The 19,592-nt window shown below is 50.3% G+C and carries 19 protein-coding genes; 9 read left to right on the forward strand and 10 right to left on the reverse strand.

The features are described from left to right. Nucleotides 1-53: 53 nt before the first annotated feature. Both SFW65_00620 and ftsE read right to left on the reverse strand, forming a co-directional pair. Complete coding sequence (locus SFW65_00620; protein MDX1921617.1) at nt 54-1,430, reverse strand: hypothetical protein; 1,377 nt, start codon at nt 1,428-1,430, stop codon at nt 54-56. 149 nt (nt 1,431-1,579) lie between these two features. Continuing rightward, nucleotides 1,580-2,254 (reverse strand): cell division ATP-binding protein FtsE, encoded by a 675-nt coding sequence (gene ftsE, locus SFW65_00625; GenBank protein ID MDX1921618.1) that lies wholly within the window; start codon nt 2,252-2,254, stop codon nt 1,580-1,582. A gap of 149 nt (nt 2,255-2,403) precedes the next feature. On the opposite strand from ftsE, the gene SFW65_00630 reads away from it, so the two are divergent. From SFW65_00630 to galU, 3 genes are all read left to right on the forward strand, one after another. Next, nucleotides 2,404-3,165, forward strand: a complete 762-nt coding sequence (locus SFW65_00630; GenBank protein ID MDX1921619.1) for a zinc-ribbon domain-containing protein — start codon at nt 2,404-2,406, stop codon at nt 3,163-3,165. Nucleotides 3,166-3,314: 149 nt separating this feature from the next. Further along, on the forward strand, nt 3,315-3,695 hold the full coding sequence (locus SFW65_00635) for a response regulator (protein ID MDX1921620.1): 381 nt from the start codon (nt 3,315-3,317) through the stop codon (nt 3,693-3,695). After that, the gene (gene galU, locus SFW65_00640) at nt 3,695-4,573 is read left to right on the forward strand and encodes a UTP--glucose-1-phosphate uridylyltransferase GalU (GenBank protein MDX1921621.1); all 879 of its coding nucleotides are present in this window, start codon (nt 3,695-3,697) and stop codon (nt 4,571-4,573) included. Before SFW65_00635 ends, galU begins: the two co-directional genes overlap by 1 nt. Here galU and SFW65_00645 read toward each other — a convergent pair whose 3' ends face one another. The 3 genes from SFW65_00645 to SFW65_00655 all read right to left on the reverse strand — a co-directional run bounded on the left by SFW65_00645 (nt 4,574) and on the right by SFW65_00655 (nt 7,125). Next, entirely contained in the window at nt 4,574-6,160 is a 1,587-nt protein-coding gene (locus SFW65_00645; GenBank protein MDX1921622.1) for a hypothetical protein, read from the reverse strand. Between the two features lie 93 nt (nt 6,161-6,253). Next, on the reverse strand, nt 6,254-6,649 hold the full coding sequence (locus SFW65_00650; protein ID MDX1921623.1) for a hypothetical protein: 396 nt from the start codon (nt 6,647-6,649) through the stop codon (nt 6,254-6,256). Further along, entirely contained in the window at nt 6,649-7,125 is a 477-nt protein-coding gene (locus tag SFW65_00655; protein MDX1921624.1) for a hypothetical protein, read from the reverse strand. The genes SFW65_00650 and SFW65_00655 overlap by 1 nt, the downstream gene beginning before the upstream one ends. A gap of 179 nt (nt 7,126-7,304) precedes the next feature. Here SFW65_00655 and SFW65_00660 point away from each other — a divergent pair, with 179 nt between their 5' ends. Together SFW65_00660 and SFW65_00665 are read left to right on the forward strand one after the other, a co-directional pair. Next, the gene (locus tag SFW65_00660; GenBank protein MDX1921625.1) at nt 7,305-8,723 is read left to right on the forward strand and encodes a UDP-glucose/GDP-mannose dehydrogenase family protein; all 1,419 of its coding nucleotides are present in this window, start codon (nt 7,305-7,307) and stop codon (nt 8,721-8,723) included. Between the two features lie 73 nt (nt 8,724-8,796). Beyond that, nucleotides 8,797-9,105, forward strand: a complete 309-nt coding sequence (locus SFW65_00665) for a hypothetical protein (GenBank protein ID MDX1921626.1) — start codon at nt 8,797-8,799, stop codon at nt 9,103-9,105. Here SFW65_00665 and SFW65_00670 read toward each other — a convergent pair. Next, nucleotides 9,089-10,261 carry a glycosyltransferase family 4 protein gene (locus SFW65_00670; protein ID MDX1921627.1) on the reverse strand — a complete coding sequence of 391 codons (1,173 nt, stop codon included), beginning with the start codon at nt 10,259-10,261 and terminating at the stop codon, nt 9,089-9,091. The two genes, SFW65_00665 and SFW65_00670, sit on opposite strands and share 17 nt — an antisense overlap. Nucleotides 10,262-10,417: 156 nt before the next feature. On the opposite strand from SFW65_00670, the gene atpH reads away from it, so the two are divergent. After that, the gene (gene atpH / locus SFW65_00675; protein MDX1921628.1) at nt 10,418-11,017 is read left to right on the forward strand and encodes an ATP synthase F1 subunit delta; all 600 of its coding nucleotides are present in this window, start codon (nt 10,418-10,420) and stop codon (nt 11,015-11,017) included. 29 nt (nt 11,018-11,046) lie between these two features. Continuing rightward, nucleotides 11,047-12,585, forward strand: coding sequence for a F0F1 ATP synthase subunit alpha (gene atpA, locus SFW65_00680; protein MDX1921629.1), 1,539 nt, complete (start codon nt 11,047-11,049; stop codon nt 12,583-12,585). Nucleotides 12,586-12,735: 150 nt separating this feature from the next. Here the strand turns inward: atpA and SFW65_00685 are convergent, their stop codons facing one another. Then, nucleotides 12,736-13,479 (reverse strand): N-formylglutamate amidohydrolase, encoded by a 744-nt coding sequence (locus SFW65_00685; protein MDX1921630.1) that lies wholly within the window; start codon nt 13,477-13,479, stop codon nt 12,736-12,738. A 115-nt stretch (nt 13,480-13,594) separates the two neighbouring features. Further along, nucleotides 13,595-14,386, reverse strand: a complete 792-nt coding sequence (locus SFW65_00690) for a hypothetical protein (protein ID MDX1921631.1) — start codon at nt 14,384-14,386, stop codon at nt 13,595-13,597. Between the two features lie 146 nt (nt 14,387-14,532). Here SFW65_00690 and SFW65_00695 point away from each other — a divergent pair, with 146 nt between their 5' ends. Next, complete coding sequence (locus tag SFW65_00695) at nt 14,533-16,053, forward strand: aldehyde dehydrogenase family protein (protein MDX1921632.1); 1,521 nt, start codon at nt 14,533-14,535, stop codon at nt 16,051-16,053. Here the strand turns inward: SFW65_00695 and SFW65_00700 are convergent. Then, entirely contained in the window at nt 16,050-16,562 is a 513-nt protein-coding gene (locus SFW65_00700; protein ID MDX1921633.1) for a DUF1178 family protein, read from the reverse strand. The two genes, SFW65_00695 and SFW65_00700, sit on opposite strands and share 4 nt — an antisense overlap. A gap of 126 nt (nt 16,563-16,688) precedes the next feature. Between SFW65_00700 and SFW65_00705 the strand changes: the two genes are divergently transcribed. Then, nucleotides 16,689-19,040 carry a penicillin acylase family protein gene (locus SFW65_00705; protein MDX1921634.1) on the forward strand — a complete coding sequence of 784 codons (2,352 nt, stop codon included), beginning with the start codon at nt 16,689-16,691 and terminating at the stop codon, nt 19,038-19,040. Here the strand turns inward: SFW65_00705 and SFW65_00710 are convergent. Further along, nucleotides 19,030-19,530, reverse strand: a complete 501-nt coding sequence (locus SFW65_00710) for a flavin reductase family protein (protein MDX1921635.1) — start codon at nt 19,528-19,530, stop codon at nt 19,030-19,032. The two genes, SFW65_00705 and SFW65_00710, sit on opposite strands and share 11 nt — an antisense overlap. Nucleotides 19,531-19,592: the final 62 nt, after the last annotated feature.

Below are 19,592 nucleotides of genomic sequence, written 5' to 3' on the forward strand. Positions count from 1 at the left end.
TTCTCATGCGCGATGCCTGCAAAGGTCAAGTATAAAGATGAAGCGCAGCGCTGTTACGGATTAGGGCGTGTATCGTTGCTTGCGCCAGTCATCCACGCAAAAGCACCGCGTGCTGCGGCAACCACCGGCGCGATATAGGCATAAGCGCCAGTTGGACGCGTGCCTCTGCTACTACGTGCTTCGGGAACTGCGGAGCCAAGTTTTTTTACGATGCCATCCACAACCGCAGATTTATATTCATTCCACGTGCCGCCGGGTAATGAAAGTTCAAAATCGCGCGCGCGAAGCTTTTCCAATTGGCTGGCCTGGCTGGCATCGATGATGCCGGCCTGAATGGCTTGCTCTAATTTCTGGCTGAACCCTTTGGCATCATCGAATTGATAACCTTCTGCCGGATTCATCAAGGACATCACGCGGTAATCACGGTAGCTGGTACGGGAAAAAAGTTCTCCATCCATCAATTGGCGGTCAATTTTTATACCTTGCTGCCTTGCAGCACTTATCACGCGGTTGCGCAGCAAGGCTGTAAACACATGATATCCGGTATCGCGTTTTGATTCAGGGTAGGTGTGATGGGTTAATGCCAAATCAGGGTGGCTGGCATGCGCGAATTGATCAAGCGCCTGCGTGACTACGCCAGATTTGATATCTTCCCAAGCTTTACTAAACGTCAAATCCTGCAGGGTCGGGCGTTTGTAATTCTCCAAGAACGATTTATAGAATTGCGGCGTGAGCAAGTGGTTTAAAAGGCCTTGTTCATCGAGATGCAAATGGTGTGCTTTGGCCTGCTTTTCAGTTTCGTTGATGATGCGGTTAAGTTCACGATTAAAATACGTATCCCATTCTGCCAAACGGTATTCGGCGCGAAGCTCAACTAATGCCGGATAATCTGCGGCATTTTTTGCCTGAACGTCAGCAATTTCTGAAACATTATAGGCTGCGGTTCTATCCACAATCAGGTTCTGTGCAGCCGATATCAACCCGTCCGCAGCTTTGGATGTTTCGCCATGAAACCACGCCACATATTTTTTGTAATCCAAAGGAATGGCATCGGGAACTGTTTGACGCGCAAGTTTGATGATGTCGCCAATCGGCATGTCTATAAACCCTTTGGCGGATTCCGAGGATTCAAATGCCAAGGCCTGAGGAATGAACCCTTCTTGCTGCAAATGGGCATGAATGAGTTTTGCGCCTTGATACTTTGCTTCTGATATGTCGAGTATCAAGGATGAACGAATAAACCGTGAACTGTCGCTTACATCCATGGAAACGTCGTAACGGCCCTTGGGCTCCGGCGGTAAGCCCAAATCCGCTTTGGCTTTTTGGTGGGCAAGATCAATCAATGGACGTTCTGCCAAATAGGTACTATGAATGAAGTCACCTATCGTCCACTGCAAAAGAATTTCGTTACTGAAAACTGGCGCTGTCATGGTTGTTCGCTCTTAAAAAAAAATCGTTATCAAAAATGTCGTTCTTTTAAAAATATCAGATATTAATGAAACTAATGAATTTTAATGCTCCGGTAACACGCAAAATGCGCCAACAGATGCACCATCAATAACATCTATGGTTAACTTAACTAATGCACCATCAATTGGCCGTGCTGCAAATGCAGGCAGGGCTTTTCCATTTTTTCAATTAACTGGCGGTTATGCGTTGCTATCACCACGGTGGTACCGAGTTTATTAAGCTCCATGAACAAATGCATCAGCCGGTAGCCCGTTTCATCATCGACATTGCCGGTGGGTTCATCTGCCAGCAGCAAGCGCGGGCGGTTAATCACCGCGCGCGCAATCGCAATGCGTTGCTGTTGCCCGCCGGATAATTCGGAAGGCTTTGCCATGATATGATCGCCAAGCCCAACCCAGCGCAGCAATTCGCCGACATAGCTGCGGATTTCGCTTTCGCCGATGTTGTTTTCACCAGCCCCGCTTGCAATGCGCAAGGGCAGTGCGACGTTATCCAGCGCGGAAAGATGGTCAAGCAAATGGAAATCCTGAAACACAACACCGATACGGCGGCGAAGCGATGGCAATTCATCCCGCGCCAATTCATCCACTTTTTTGTCAAACAGTACGACATGGCCGGATGTCGGCTTGGCGCCAAGATACATCAGGCGCAAGAGACTGGATTTGCCCGCGCCCGATGCCCCCGTTAAAAAATAGAACGATCCGGCATCAAGCGAGAAGGAAATATCCTTCAGGACTTCGGGGCCGGAATCATAATGCAGACTGACATTTTCAAAGCGAATCACTGCGTGTGCCTTAAAGAGTGGCGGTAATTGGTGGATGGGCAAGATAGGGACAAATCAGGCCCAACTCTATCCAATTCTTGTCTTTATATGAATAGAAATTTAATATCGGTAGCTATCTGCCTCATTTAGACTCTATTTTGTGAATCCCTTTGATACTGACCTGCCCATCTTGTGCTGCCCAATTTAATGTTGACCCGAATGCACTCGGCGAAACAGGGCGCACTGTGCGTTGTGGAAAATGCAAAAACCAGTGGCATGCATCGCGCCCGCTGATCACGCTTCCGGCCGATGATCTGAAATTTTCGCGCCCTGATGCGACATCGGCCGTTTCATCGGATGATGTGTCGCAAGAACCACCGCCCATTTCCCGTGTGACACAAAACACCATTTCGCAGAAAAATTTTTACACCGGCCGCACCAGCATAGAGGGGGATAACGAACCCATCCTCCCGGATTTCAGCAGCGATGTGGAACCCGTGGCCAAGCGTAATGCAGTGATTGCTGCCGTGATACTGGCGGGATTGCTCAGCATCCCGGTATTCATGATGCATGGTAATGAGGCGCAGGACGGCCCCGTGAAAGCGCCGCTTGAAAAGGTCACGCAAGTAAAACCACCAGAAAAGAAAGAGGATAGGGAAATCGTGCTGGATGGCACGCCGACCACCCTTTTAAAAGAAGATCAGGGCCGCACGATTTTAAGCATTGAAGGCGCCTTAATTAACAAAACCAACAAAACACTGACGGTGCCAATTTTGCAGGCCCAAGCGCTGAATGCCAAAGGCAAAGTCGTTAAAGAATGGATTATACCGATTGTAACCAAGGAAATGGACCCGGGAATGCGGCAAAATTTTTCCTTTTCCATGCCATTTAACGAACAGGGCGTGGTTGATATAGCGTTTCATTTCCTCTAAGAATTCCAATTAGGCTAGCCTGCAAATCGCGTCTTTCTGCGCTTCCGTTGCTCACGTACTTTATGTACGCTGCGCTCCGGTTCTCGAAATCCACAATTTTCGGCACAGCCTAATGAAATTCTGTTCCGTTTCTTTTCTTTTTAAAATTCATGACTGATGCACCTCCAAGCAAAGGCTATCGCATTTTAGTTGCCGAAGATAATCCGGCGGTGCGGGAATTTATCCAGCGTGCCTTGGGCGGCGCTGGCCATGACGTGACCGTGACGGCAGACGGCCAGCAGGCGCTCGACCAGCTTTCCAAAGAAAGCTACGACGTATTGGTGACAGACATTGTGATGCCGAATGTCGACGGGATTGCGCTGGCGCTTAAAGCCACATCGCTGCATCCCGATTTGCGTATTGTGATGATTTCAGGCTATGCGCAAGAGCGCATGCGCGCCCATAATATTGATGCTTTGGTACACCGGATTATCGCCAAGCCCTTTTCAATTATCGAGATATGTGACGCGGTTAAGGACGCGATGAACTAATGCAAAAAGTACGCAAGGCCGTTTTTCCGGTTGCTGGTCTTGGCACCCGTTTCCTTCCCGCTACCAAGGCGATGCCCAAAGAAATGCTTACCCTGGTCGATAAACCGCTCATCCAATATGCGGTTGAAGAAGCGCGCGCGGCGGGGATTGAAGAATTTATTTTTGTAACATCAAAGGGCAAAGACCCTTTGGAAGACCATTTTGATATGCACAGCGATTTATATCGCACGCTGGAAGCGCGCGGCAAAACCGCAGAGCTGGAAGCCTTGAAAAAAACCGAAATTCCATCGGGCCAGTTATTCTTTACGCGTCAACGCGAGCCGTTGGGGTTAGGCCATGCCGTGTGGTGCGCAAGAGCCGCGCTGGGCAATGAACCTTTTGCAGTATTATTGCCGGACGTCGTGGTGTTATCGAACACGCCATGTCTTGAACAGATGGTGGGTGCGTATAAATCCGTAGGCGGCAATATGCTCGCGGTGGAAGATGTGCCACGCGAAGATACCAATAAATACGGTATTCTTGATGTGGCCAGTGAGAATGGAAAGCTTGCGGTTGTAAAAGGGTTGGTTGAAAAACCAAAACCCGAAGCCGCGCCATCCACGTTGTCCATCATTGGCCGATATATCTTGCAACCTGAAATCCTCACGCTCCTTGATAATAACGTGCAGAAAAATGCGCGCGGCGCAGGCGGTGAAATTCAACTGACCGATGCGCTGGTAGGGTTATTGGGCAAACAACCTTTCCATGGGTTCCGTTTTGAAGGAAAGACTTATGATTGCGGCGACAAGGTTGGCTTTATCGAAGCCAATGTCGCTTTCGCACTTTCGCGCCCTGATTTAAAGGCGGATGTTGCCAAGAAATTAAAGACGCTGGTTTAATTAAGCGTGGCGGTAATGCTTTGCGCCGGAGGCCTTTGCGTCAACCGTGCGCACAGGGCGTTGCACACGCATCAGCCGTTTCATCGCAATACGCAAGGACCCATGATCGTGTAGTGCGGCGCAGTCGCTGCCGGTTACGGGTGCTTTGGCAATTCTGGCCAGCAATCTGGTCTTCACTGCATTGGGCACCGCCGCAAAACGCTGGCGGATGGCGCTGTGTGAAACGGGTGGCAAGCTGGTTGCAAACATATCGCGGAATGTGCGCGGCGGCCTACGATCTGCTGTTTCAGTATTGGCTGTATGCCGTTCTAAAAATTCGCGTTTGGCTTGATTGATGCGCCGATATTCATCGTGAATTTTACGATAACCACCAAACATAGCTAAGCCACCAGATACTGCTTCGGCCCCTGCAAGGGCTGTGGTGGCATGAATGGCGTGCTCCGCAAAATGTTGACCACCTGCTGCTACTGTCCCAATTAATAGGCCTTCGTGCATGGCTTGCGCGGTAGCTATATCACCATTTCTGCTTACTTCGCACACGCCTTGCGCGGCTTTGGTGAACAAGCGCCGCGACATATTCGCAACTCCATAGACACCACCTAATAATACCGCAGCACCTACAGGAATAGCAGCGGCTACCCCTACGGCGCTGAAACCCATGATAGCGAACGCGCCGATAGCCAGAGAGCTGGCAGCGCCGTAAGCCGATGTGGTGGCCATCACTGTTGCGGCCGGAATAGCGGTTGCGCCGCCATATACCAGCAGGGTGTGCATGACGGCTTTTGCTTTTATTTTTGAATCGGATTCAACAGTGATGTCTTCAGGATTAATAGGCTTGGGTTCTTTTTGTTCTGGCGTGACGTAAGACATCATGCTTCGGACTGCTGAAGATACAGATCCGACCGTGCGGCCAATCGATGACTCCCTGATCCTGGTTTTTAGATTGGCAATAGATGCCCGAAATCCAACCGTGTGATCTTTGATAAACTCATTAGATTTTGTTCCAATCCATTTAAGCCCATCAAGCACTGGAACAGTAAGTTTTTGGTGGATCCAAGAATCTTTGAATTGTGGGCAGCAGGTGGCGATGATAATCGCCGGCACTTTGGCAATCTTGCCTATGACTGCAAGACCCACCGTCGCTTTGGCAATTCCGCCAAGTGTGCCGATGTAAGCTCCAACCAGCGGAATTTTTGCCATTGCCGCCGCTGCTCCTGGAACTGCGTGCAATAGCAAGGCTACTTTGAGGCCTAATCCTACCACCGTGAATCCTGCCACTAGGCCAGCAAATAGCAATGCGGGAACCCAAGGCCATATGCGTCCAGTGATGTTTTTTACCAGCCGACTTTCTTTTAACAGTTCCTCCGAATGATGAAGGTCATCCATTAATTGTTTTAAACTAATGTTTTTCCCAATCGCTGCCCTGATGGCCATTTTGGCAGGCGAAAAAGCAAGATTGAAAAGCTCATTGAATGCGACAACCGCAAGCGCACCAACAAAGATAGGTGCTTCAGCAATCCTGCGTAGCTTAGATTTGCGCATTGGCGCGGTGGATGGTGTTGTTGGTAGTTCTGAATGATCGGCCATATCTATCCTTAAAATATAGGGCAAAGTTTAAGGCTTCGTTTTACTTTCGACCACCGAAAAACTTTCAATAACCCAGATGGTGGATAAAGGCGATTAGCCCAGAAAGCGGCTTTTGAATGCGGAGAGGAAAAGGGGCGGTTTCACTTCATCCTTTTCACCGTTCAGACTGTCGGCAATGCTGTTCAAAAATGAAATGGCGGTCGCAAAATTGCTGCCATCATCATAATCTTCTTCATCGGTGAGCGGAATAAGATGATCGTCATACGCATCGGTTTCATCACCGAGCATTTCGTTGCGCGTTGAAATGAGGCTCAGCGCGGAATTCAAAAGCCCGCCCAACGAATTCAAAGTAAGCGGATGCGCAATTTTTTCATCGGCTACGGTTTCAACCGGCGCGGTGGGATATTGTTCGGCTTCATTCGCGCAGCCATAGGTTTTTTCATCATCAAAAACCAAAATTGTTTTCGCGCTGTTTTGCAGATGTTTCATTATGCCACCTTCGACGATGTGGCGGGCGCATTCGCCGGCAACGCACGACCATGGCTGCGGTGCCATTCATGCGCAAAGGCAAATGCTTTTAATTCGGCGGGCATCACAAACATCATGCTGCTAAAGGTGGTGATGTATACGCCGCCTTCATTGGTTGTGCCACCAAAGGACATGATGTCGGATGGATTAAGCAGCACCATTTCGCCTTGGTGCACATTATCCATGCTTTGAAATTCCAGAAACAACGGACGATCAGCCATGATAAAGCTGCGCGCGATATATTGCTCCGGCGATAGCACCGTGCAATCACGTACAAACACCTGGCGAATTTCATCAAAGGATTGCGGGGCAGTGTGACGTTCCGGTTTTTTTGATGCGCCGGTTTTCTTATGAATGATTTCGGTGCCCGTATCCGATGAACGCACCGCGCTTACAAGCTCATACATAAAAAAGAGGGACTGTGTTGCAGGGCGCATAATTTAAATATCCTAAAAGCAAAACTTCTTTTTATTTCTTATAGTTCGAGTGTATCTGAAAAACGCGAAACTAAATAAAGCTAGTATTAAAACTGCGCAAATGACGTTATAGTGCTGCGCATCATGGTAAAATTAACCATGACACTAAAAAAATCTATAGGAAATTTTTTAAGGTCGTCATGCGCATTGTTATGCTTGGCACAGGATATGTGGGGCTGGTTTCCGGCGCCTGCTTTGCCGAATTCGGTATGGAAGTGGTCTGCGTTGATAAGGATGCAGGTAAAATCGCGCGTTTGCAAAATGGCGAAATTCCAATTTACGAACCCGGCCTTGATGAATTGGTGCGCAAGAATTCACAGCGCCAAACATTGTCCTTCACCACTGATCTAGCCGCAGCGATGCAGGGCGCGGAAGCAGTGTTCATTGCCGTTGGAACACCCAGCCGGCGCGGGGATGGCCATGCGGATTTGACGTATGTGTACGAAGCAGCCAAAGACATTGCGGCGCATATCAACGAATACACTGTGGTTGTGACGAAGTCGACGGTGCCGGTTGGCACGGGCCGCGAGGTTGAACGCATCATCAGCAACCTGGTGCCGCGCGATTTATTTGATGTGGCATCAAATCCGGAATTCTTGCGCGAAGGTTCAGCGATCGGTGATTTCATGCGCCCCGACCGCGTGGTGATCGGCGCGCACAGCCAGCGTGCGGAAGCCATTTTGAAAAGCATTTACCGCCCGCTGTATTTAATTGAAACGCCCGTTGTCATGTGCGATTTGGAAACAGCGGAACTGGCGAAATATGCAGCTAACGCCTTTCTTGCTACCAAAATTACCTTCATCAACGAGATTGCGGATTTATGCGAAAAAACCGGCGCCGATGTGCAGGGCGTGGCGCGCGCCATCGGGTTGGATGGACGTATTGGCCGAAAGTTTTTACATGCGGGCCCCGGCTTTGGCGGTTCATGCTTTCCAAAAGACACGCTTGCATTGATGCGCACGGGTCAGGAAAAACATTCGCCGTTGCGCATTGTTGAAACCGTGGTGGATGTGAATGCCAAACGCAAAAAGCAAATGGCGGCACGCGTGATTGCCGCATGTGGCGGCGATGTGAAGGGCACCACGATTGCTGTGCTCGGCGTGACATTCAAACCCAACACCGATGATATGCGCGATGCACCAAGCCTTGATATTCTTCCCTTGCTGCAACAGGCGGGCGCGCAGCTTCGCGCCTATGATCCTGCTGGCATGAAGGAGGCTGCGGCGATGCTGCCGGATATTGAATGGTGCAAAGATGCTTATGACGCGTTGCAGGGTTCGGATGCGGCGGTGCTGATTACTGAATGGAATGAGTTCCGCGGGCTTGAACCGGAAAAAATTGCATCGCTGCTGCGCCGGAAAATCCTTGTTGATTTGCGCAATGTCTATAAGCCCGAAGATATGCGCGATGCCGGTTTGCACTATACCCGCATTGGCGAAAGCATGTTCAAAAGCGCCCCGCAAAATAATGCAGGAAACGCGCTGGCAGCCATCCGCCATTTGGATCTGCTTGAAGATGATGCGGATGCCTTTGAACCCGCAACATCCAAGACAGCGTAAAGACCCTTGTCACCGCCGATATGACGGGATATACATTCTTGTATAGTATATACAATATTTAAGGTGTTCGATTATGGATAGACAAGAAGCCATTGGGCTGGGCATGGCTGTGCTGGCCGCAGCATCCGCCATGACTGCGAAGCCAGCAAGCGGACAACCCGTGCGCACTGATCCGGTACCTGCTGCTGAAGACACCCTTCAAGGATTGAGAAGATGTCTTGCCCCATTCACCGTTCATCATGATTATTGCGCAGCGAAATATCCGCTGACCGTTGCTGCCCAGCATTGCACGTTAGTCAGACGGTGGATGTTGGTGGGCACTAAAACATGGGGCTATGCAAACCGTTTGGAAGGCTGCGATTACTTTAAAAGCCCGAGGTAATAAACGCCAGCCACGCATCAGCGTGGTTGTCCCAGTTATAATGTGAATTCACAAAATCAACTTGCGCGCGAAGCTGTGCCTCCGTGCGCGGTTTGCGGATGGTTTGCGCAGCTAGTTCGATAAACGCATTCACATCCACGCACCCGCTTTCCATATTTACACTGTTTGCATGAGAGACCGGTAATTGCGCGCCAAAGCCATGCGCGGTTTCAGGCAATGCTGCACGCGCAGTGATGATGGGAACGCAGCCTGCCGCCATCGCTTCCGCCAGGCAAATGCAGAAAGTTTCAGGGTATGGATTAGGCGATAAGAACCAAGAGGCGCGTTTGAATTTTGCGGGCAAATCTTTTTGCGGCACGGCATCGACATGCGTTACGCCTGAAAGTCCCAACAATTCAAAGCGCATTTGCAATTGCGCGGTCGGGTCGTTATCGACATTACAATCGGAATAAACCTCGAAGGTCAGTTCGGGAATTTGCTTTTTAAGCGCGGGAATAATCTGCGGCAAAAGCTGTAACCCGCGCTTGGTGCTGCCAGCATACATCGCGATTGGCGCTTTATCGTGCAGAATATTACCGCTGAATAGCGAATGAAATGCAGGTTCAACCCCATTGGGGATAACCGCAACTTTTGCGTTTGCCGGAATAAGCGGTGCATTGGTTTGTTTTTGCCAGTTACTTACGAATACAAAGCCATCAAAATCGGGCAGCGGTAAAATCCACGGGTCGTTAAACGCAGCCTCGTGCATCCAAGCAATTATTTTTGGTTTCGCCGTTCGCTCTGCGTTTTGTTGTTGCGAAGCCTCTGTGCCCAAAAATGAATTGGGCACAACCGGCCCTGCAAGCGGAGTAACCGTTCCCGCGTTAGTTTTTTTTCTGAGCGTTTGAACCAATTTTTGTGTCCAGCGCCCATTGATAATCAGCGCATCGAATTGGGTTAGGGTTGCGCTATCGTCCAGTTTTTCGGGCGGCACAGAGATGAGGCCGGAAAAAACCCCCGCGTTACGATTCTGGTTGATAAGGGTGACGGATGCGCCTTTTTTGACCAGCGCCGCGCCCAGATGACACACGGCAGCCTGCGTGCCGCCCAACGCATCCGTTAACGGACTGGAACCGGTATAATTCGCGGCAATGTCGATAAAGGCAAAATGGGGCATTAATAGCATGTTATACGCATGTTAAAACGATTTGCGAGGGTCTTTTTTAACCCCTGCTTTGCCTCGTACTTTGCATGTTGCATGCAGGGGTTCCTCATGCTAAATCCACCCCCGTCTTTATCCCACCTTTTGCCTGTTTCTAAGGGTTCTGTGTCTGTGACTGATAATATTTCCGGTGCGACTTTTTCAGGAAAACCACTTCCCGTGGTGGCCACCCGTTATGCCAACGCGTTGTACCTGCTCGCGAGCGAGCGCAGCCAATTGCAAATGGTCGAAAAAGAATTGCGCGCATTCCAAGGCTTGTTGAACTCCAGCGCAGAACTGATGCGCTTTATCACCAGCCCATTGTTGCGCCGTGATGTGATTGTAAAAGGGCTTGATGCACTTTTTGTGAAAGCGAATATTTCCGGGCTTGCCCAGCAATTTTTCCATGTGGTTGTTAAAAACGGCCGCGCGGCTGCCATTCCAACGGTTATTCAGGCGTTCCTGAATATTGTTGCACAAGCGCGCGGCGAAGTGGTTGCCGAAGTGACCGCAGCGCATCCGCTGACCGACGCGCAAAAGGAAATGATTGCCAGCGCGCTGCAAAACAGCTTATCCGCCAAAGGCGTGAAGAAGATTGTGATTGCTGACAGGGTCGATAGCTCGGTATTGGGCGGCATGATGGTGCAAATTGGTTCATCCCTTTATGACGGCACCATCAAGGGTAAGCTGCAAAAATTATCACAAGTATTAAAGGCCAGCAGGGCTGCTTAATTATTTTATAACAGAGGAAAAAAACGACTATGGAACTTAACGCTGCTGAAATTTCAAATGTTCTGAAAAACCAGATTGCCGCTGAAGCGCAAAACGCCGACTGGACCGAAGTGGGTCAGGTGTTATCGGTGGGTGACGGTGTTGCCCGCGTATATGGTCTTGCTAATGTGCGCGCTGGTGAAATGGTGGAATTCATCACCGCTTCCGGTGGCATTAAAGGCATGGCGCTGAACCTTGAAGCCGACAATGTTGGTGTTGTTATCTTTGGTTCGGACAGAGACATTAAAGAAGGCGATAAAGTAAAACGTACAGGTGCGATCGTGGAAGTGCCCGTGGGCAAGGGTTTGCTGGGCCGCGTGGTTGACGCGCTGGGTAACCCGATTGATGGCAAAGGCCCATTAAAAGATGTGAAGATGACCCGCGTGGAAGTAAAAGCGCCGGGCATTATGCCCCGTAAATCGGTGCACGAACCCATGCAAACGGGATTGAAGGCGATTGATACCTTGGTTCCCGTTGGTCGTGGTCAACGCGAATTGATCATCGGTGACCGCCAAACCGGTAAGACCGCCGTTGCGATTGATACTATTTTGAACCAAAAGACCGTCAACGCTGGAACAGATGAATCCAAGAAACTGTACTGCGTTTATGTGGCGATCGGCCAGAAGCGTTCCACCATCGCGCAGATCGTAAAGACATTGGAAGATGCAGGCGCATTGCAATACACCATTATTGTTGCAGCTTCCGCTTCCGACCCAGCGCCGATGCAGTTCCTCGCGCCTTATACCGGTTGCGCAGCGGGTGAATTCTTCCGCGACAATGGCATGCACGGGCTGATGATTTATGACGATTTGTCGAAACAAGCTGTGGCGTATCGCCAAATGTCCTTGCTGCTTCGCCGCCCGCCCGGCCGTGAAGCATATCCGGGCGACGTGTTCTACTTACACTCCCGTTTGCTGGAACGTGCTGCGAAATTGAATGAAAAGAACGGCGCAGGGTCATTGACCGCCTTGCCGATTATTGAAACCCAAGCCGGCGACGTTTCCGCCTATATTCCAACCAACGTGATTTCGATTACCGACGGCCAGATTTTCTTGGAAACCGGTTTGTTCTATAAGGGTATCCGTCCCGCGATTAACGTGGGTATCTCGGTATCCCGCGTGGGCTCGGCCGCACAAACCAAGGCGATGAAGAAAGTTGCGGGTTCGATTAAACTGGAACTTGCGCAATACCGCGAAATGGCAGCCTTCGCCCAGTTCTCATCCGATTTGGATGCGACCACCCAGCGGTTGCTCAACCGCGGCGCACGCTTGACCGAATTGCTGAAGCAACCACAATACTCCCCATTGCCATTCGAAGAACAGGTTGTGGTGATTTATGCAGGCGTAAAAGGCTATACCGATAAAATTGCGGTTGGCGATATCGTCCGCTATGAAGGCGCGTTGCTGCGTGAACTGCGTGGCCGTGGCGCCGATGTGCTGACCGCCATTCGCACCGATGCAGATATTAAACCAGAAACCGAAACCAAGTTGAAAGCGTTCCTGGAAGATTTCAATAAGTCGTTTGCTTAAGCAATTAAGCAAAAACGTTATTGCAGAAAAGGCCACCGCGGCTGCGGTGGCCTTTTTTTATATTGCGAGGAGCTTTTGTGCAACGAAGCAATTCAGAAAATGGATTGCCGCGCTCCCTATCGGTCGCTCGCAATGACGAAATAGAAGGCGTTATTGTTGCAACTGAACAGCTTTAAAGGCTTCCGCAAGTACCTTCGCCATTTTTTCCTGACCATCCGTATTGCTGATCAGATCCTGACGGATTTCGATGGCAATGTGCGGAATGCCATGTGCGCCAAAATGCTTGCGCATCGTGTAACTGGCATCGGAAAACGCGGTATAGGGTTCGTTATCACCCACTACATAATCGGTATGGTGTTCAAACCACAATTTCAAACGCTGCGCAGTACGTTCATCATCACGCCACAACAGGCCAATATGCCACGGGCGTGGATGTTCAATGCAGGTGAGGCATGGCGTGAAGCTGTGCACCAGAATGCCTAAGGATTTTTCGGCGTGTTTGTCATGATGCGCCTTGGCAATCGAAGCCAGCGCAAGATGATAGGGCAAATGATAGCGCATTAAACGAATACTGCGCTCTGCTTCCGACAGGTTTTTATTGAAGGGCAGATCGGTGCCATCGGAAATTTCCGGTATGACATCGGCGCAATCGCCGGCGCGGTTCAAATCAACCACCAGACGGGAAATTTCTGCGGTAAAGGTATGCGCGGGTAAATGCGCGCCCAAAAGCTTTGTGACTTCAGCGGCGCCAATATCATGGCTGATATGGCGTGCGGCATCTTGCGCGCTGATGGCATTGGGTCCGAATTCGTCGGGTAATACCGCGCTGGCGTGATCGCAAACGATCAGGAATGGCGTGGATTGACGGGCTTCACGGTAGGTATGGGTAAGCATCAGAGACGATAAAAAAGAAGTACAAAAAAGGTATTATCGCATTTTATAAGGCGAAACCATGGCGCTCAAGCAATGCATTCATGGCAAATCATATCAACACCGTATAACCGAATGCCTATAAACTGCCACCTGGTGGTGCGCTGTGGGTGGGGACCGCTTTGCGGATCTTGTCCTTTGGATCTTTAGGTCCATGAAATGCGCCAAGCCCACGGCGAATTTCACCATGCGGTGTTTCGCGCAAGGGTTCAACGCCGACATAACCGAACACCAGCTGCGTTGCTTTTACCTTCGGGTCGTACACCAGCTTTTGCAAATGGCGGGCATCTTCGTATGAAAAGAACAAACCGCTTGGATGCGCGGTCGAGGGAATGTTGACCGTTTCTTTGCGTGTTTCGCCCCATTCCACCTGCACCGTTTTAATTGCTGGAAATGCAACCGTGACCATCGCCCAATCATTGGGCAGGGGTTGTGGTTTATAGCCGTGATGCGCAGGATCTGCAATCAGTGGATGATGGGTATAGTAATTGACAGGATCAATCGTGACATCATTGGCCGCCGCATCACGTTGTTCAAACACCTCGTTTTGAATGGCGGCTAGTTTCACTTCATCGGCATTCAATCCCGGTTTGGAGAGATTGAAAACCTGCAACCCGATTTCATCAATTACTTCGACCAGCTGGCGCGCTTTATTGAATAGATCCTGACGGGTGGTTTCATCGGCGGTGATGCCTGCTGCTTTGAAATGTTCTGCGCGGATATCGTATTCGCCAATCTCGCCGTTTAAATCGAGGCGGCGCGGATCATTGGCGATGCTTTCAATTAGTTTGGCGACCTGTTTGGCAGGAATGCTTTTGTAGCTTTGGATGATCAGTGGCGCATGCGCCATTTCGCGGTTACCAATCAGCATAATATGCTCCTTAAAAAATCACGCCTTTTAGCAAACAAGATGCCGCAGCATCTGTCAATTCGCTATACTTTCACCCATAGTTTCGAATGGATTTAATAGGGCAGTCCATTTATGGTCATATGACCCATTATATAGAGGAGCATTTCATGTCGGTTTCCCCAGCACCCCGTTCCGAACCACGGTTAAGCGTTAATCTGGATGCGCAGGCGCTAGCGCAAAGTCTATCGGGTAAGAATTATATTAATGGGCAATTGGTCGGCAGTGTTTCAGGAAAAACATTCGATGTTGTTTCCCCCGCCACGCGCCAAGTAGTTGGCAAAGCCGCATACGGCGAAAAGGCCGATGTGGATGCTGCGGTGAAATCGGCAAAGTCCGCACAAAAGGAATGGGCCAAGCTCACGCCGCGTGAACGCGGACGCATGGTTGCAGAATGCGGCAGATTATTGGAAGTGCACGCCGAAGAATTGGCGCGGCTGGTGTGTTTGGAAACCGGCAAGGCGCTGCGCACCGAATGCCGACCTGAAAGCAAGGTATTGACCGATGCATTTGAAATGTTCGGCGGCTTGGGCAGCGAGATAAAAGGCGAAACCGTACCGCATAAAACCGATATGCTCGTGATGACCATGCGTGAACCCGTAGGCATTATCGGCGCGATCATTCCGTGGAATGTGCCGATGATGCTGTTATCGCTAAAAGTATGCCCGGCATTGGTTGCGGGGAATGCGGTGGTTGTCAAATCCGCCGAGGAAGCGCCATTAGCAGTGTTGCGTATTGCCCAATTATGCGGACAAATTTTGCCGCCGGGTATTTTCAACATGCTGTCTGGCATGGGGCCGGAATGCGGTGCGCCATTGGCCCAACATAAGGATGTGGGCAAGGTGAGCTTTACGGGGTCGGTTGAAACCGGAAAGATCGTTTACAAATATGCAGCCGAACGCATGGCAACCGCCACGATGGAACTTGGCGGTAAAAGCCCGATGATCATCATGCAGGATGCGGATTTGGACCGCGCGGTGGAAGGGGCAGCAAATGGCATGCGTTTCACGCGTTGCGGTCAAAGCTGCACCGCGGCATCACGCATTTTCGTGCATGAGACCTTGCACGATGCCTTCGTTGAAAAATTGAAGGCCAAGGTGGACGCCATGAAAATGGGCGACCCGTTCGATGAAACGACCGATATCGGTACCATCATTTCACCGGGCCAGTTCGAAAAAGTGAAAAATTATATCAGCGTTGGCGAAGCAACGGCAGGCGGCAAAGCCATTCGCTGCTCTGCATTGCCCAGCGATGCCAAATTGAAAGACGGGTTCTATGTGCAGCCGGTATTGTTTGTGGGGCTGGATAACAATAGCAAGCTGGCGCGCGAAGAAATTTTTGGCCCCGTAACCTGCATCATTAAATTCAAAACCTATGCGGAAGTATTGGCAGCGGCAAATGACAGTGAATATGGTTTAGCCGCAACCATTTGGACCAAGGATTTGAAAACCGCGATGGATGCCGCGCATAAACTGGAAGCCGGATTTGTGCAGGTGAACCAGAATGTGGTGGTGCAGCCCGGCCTTTCCTATGGCGGGTTCAAGCAATCGGGTATCGGCAAGGAAGCCACGCTGGAAGCGATGCTGGAGCATTTCACCAAGAAGAAAACGGTACTCATCAATTTGAATTAGTTCACATCACGGCGAACTGTTTTCTTCGGCTTCTTTTTTGCGTCTGATTTTGTTGACGCCGATGGTCGGCGGGCTTTGCTTACGCGCTTACGTTCCTTGGGTTCATGTTCGATAACTTTATCATCATCGGCATGTGGGCCGGTGATGAAGGTGCCACGCTCTTTAAGCAGAGGTAAGTCTTCGTCAGAATAATGTCCCGTGACCGGACCGCTCAGCAATTTTCGCGCAACCGGGTCACCATCATCAGCAGCTTCTATGCATTCGGCGATGTTACCAACATCGGGAACGAGTAAAACATCTTGCGCTTCAATTGCATCAAGTTCGGCGAGTTGATCTGATTTACTGCCTGTACGGATGGCGGGCGCCATGATGCCTTTCTCGATACGCTTATCACCGCATACTTCGCAGACCAGTTTCTTGGCCCTTTGTAGTTTATCGAATGCATCGCCGCTGTTGAACATGCTGTCATATTCATGGCCGTTGCCGCAGCGTAATCTAAATTTAATCATGGGTTTGCCTTTAAAAAATACATACTGAAATCGGTTCAATCGAATACTGCTTTTTTTGCTTAGGAAAAAGCGGTTGTAAAGGCTAAAAATACTAGCAGCAGTAACGATTGTATTAAGGGCTGTTTGATGATGAAGAAAACCACGGCGGTATTAACCGGTTTTGCGTTATTAATAGCACTGCCTATTATTGCGCTTGCCTGCTGGTTTATTTATTTAACCTGCCCATCCATCGGCACGCAAACCACGGATGCAGTCATTGCTGAAACGCGCATTTACCGGTATGCGCATGGCGTGCCGCATATTTTTGCGAATAATTTAAATGATGGCTATGCGGCGTTGGGATATTTGCATGCCAGTGATCGTTTATTCCAGATGGAAATGATGCGCAGGGCAGGCACCGGACGCCTTGCTGAAATTCTTGGCGCTGACTTAATCAACTACGACAAGAAAATGCGTGCGCTGGGATTTTATGCATTAGTGAAGCCGTATTACGATGGTTTATCGAATGATACGAAGGCGGCATTGGATGCCTATGCGCGGGGCGTAAATGCATATATGCGCAAAGGAAAATTCCCCGCCGAATTCGCATTACTGAATTTCAAACCCGCGCCATGGAATCCATGGGATGGGTTGGTTTGGGCCAAGATGATGGCCTGGCAGCTCAGCGGTAATGTTGAAGATGAAATTTTGCGCGAGCAGTTAGTGCAAAAAGGCTGGAGCCGCGAACAAATCAACGCGCTGTATCCCGCGATGGATAAAAACGTGCCCACAACAATAAAGCCGTTCGAATGGGCGCGCAGTGTAAAAATAAAAGCAGAAGCATCTGTGCCGAAAATTCCAGTGGAAGTGCCGCAACAAGCCGCGTTGCCCAGCATGTTGCCGACCATGGCGGATGCGTTTGAACGTCTGCCGCATACGGCATCAAATGCTTATGTGATTTCCGGCGCGCATACCAAAACCAACACACCGATTTTGGCGAATGACCCGCATCTGCAATTGCAGTCGCCCATTCTTTGGTATCTTGCGCGTATCATCACGCCCGAATTGGAATTGAAAGGCGCGACCGCGCCCGGCATTCCATTTTTCCCGCTGGGGCAAAATGGTCATGTGGCGTGGGGCTTTACCACATCGAATATCGATGTGCAGGATATTACGTATATCGATGATGCGGCAAAGAACCTGCAGCTGCGCCCAGAAACCATTCATGTGAAAGGCGCGCCAGATGTAAAAATGCTGGTGGAAGAAAATGATGCGGGCGTTGTGCTCAGCGGTATTGTGCCCGCGATAACCGCAATTACGCCGCCCCATAAAAAAGCCCTGCTGCAATTCACCGCATTTAACAAAAGCGATCGCACCGCGCAGGCGCTGTATCAGATAAACACTGCGACGAGCGCTGCGGGAATTGAAGCAGCGCTGAAGGACTATTCCGTGCCGCCGCAAAATCTGGTCTATGCCGATAGGGATGGACGCATCGGGTATGCCGCGGTGGGCACTGTGCCGCGCCGAAGCGGGGATGGATTTCTCGCCAGCCAAAACAAATTCTGGCAGGGCGTGTATGCGCAAACCCCGCGCTTGAAAGACCCGCAGCAAGGCGTGATGATGACTGCCAATCAAGCCATCGTGAGCGATAAGGCCTGCGCGCAATTCAGCTGTGCTTTTTCGCGGGATTGGGCCGAACCCTACCGCGCCATGCGATTGGAAAAATGGTTTGATGAAAGATTAACTGCGCAGACAAAGTTTGATGTGCGTGAGGCCAGCGGCGCGATGCTGGATACTGTATCTGAGGCAACCTTGCGGTTTCTTCCGGTATTGCTGCGCAATATGGAAGCGCGCAACGAACCCGAAAAGCAAATCATCGCCGCGCTTGCCAAATGGGATGGCCGGATGGAGCGGGATAGCCCTTTGCCGTTGATTTATCATGCTTGGCTTGATGCGCTGATGACGAATATATTCGGCGCGAATTATACCGATGACACGATGTGGCCGCGTATGTGGGCGCTGGAAGCACAGCTGCTGCCTGATGTCACTATTCGCAGCGCCTTTGATACGGCATTAAACGATTTAACAAAACGTCATGGCGCGGCATGGCGCACATGGCGCTGGGGCGATGATCATAAAGCACCGCTTAAACATCTGTTGTGGTCACATGTGCCATTAATTGGCGACATCACGTCACTGGCAACAGAAACCGATGGCGATGGTTGGACATTGCGCCGCGCGGCGCCGGGGGATTACACACGCCCGTTTACGGTGGAGCATGGCGCGGGCTATCGCGGTGTGTATGATGTGGCGCAGCCAGCGCAATCCCTGTTTATCATTGCGGGCGGCGAAAGCGGACAGATTTTTGCAAAGCATTATGGTGATTTGCGAACGCCATGGAATAAGGGGGAGTTCATCACGCTGACCGGCGATGAACACGCGCTACAAAAGCTTGGCGCAGTGCTGCTGACCTTACAACCGCAGACAATTAATCCGTAATATTACCAAGCGCATGATAATGCCTGCGCCAATACAGCAAGGGACGTGCCTGCTTATCTACCGCAGAACACGCATCGACTTTGCCAATAATAATCACATGGTCACCGCTTTTTATATTTTTGGTAACGGTACAGGAAAGCGAGGCGATGGAATTTTTTAGAAGGCGCACACTGTTTTTTGTACCGGGTTTGGTTTCTTCGTATGGCGCCGCATCCCATGATTTTTTTCCAGTCGCAGCAAAATGTTGCGCAAGGTGTTTTTGCGCATCGCTTAATATATTCACGGCAAATTTTTTGCGTGGTTTAAATGCATCACGGCTTTTGGATTTCAGATCGAGACAAAATAAAATCAGCGGTGGATGCAGCGAGAGCGAAGTGAAGGAACTGACTGTAATCCCAATCGCATCACCTTTGTGATGCGCAGTGATCACCGACACGCCAGCGGGGAGGGAGCCTAAAGCTTCACGGAAAAGTGTAGAATCGATACTCATATAGATATGAGCTTAAGGGAGGGGCAAACCATCCATGAACAGGTAATCGCGAATCAATAGAC

It is taken from the genome of Alphaproteobacteria bacterium (genome assembly GCA_033762625.1).
GTDB lineage: Bacteria > Pseudomonadota > Alphaproteobacteria > UBA9219 > RGZA01 > RGZA01.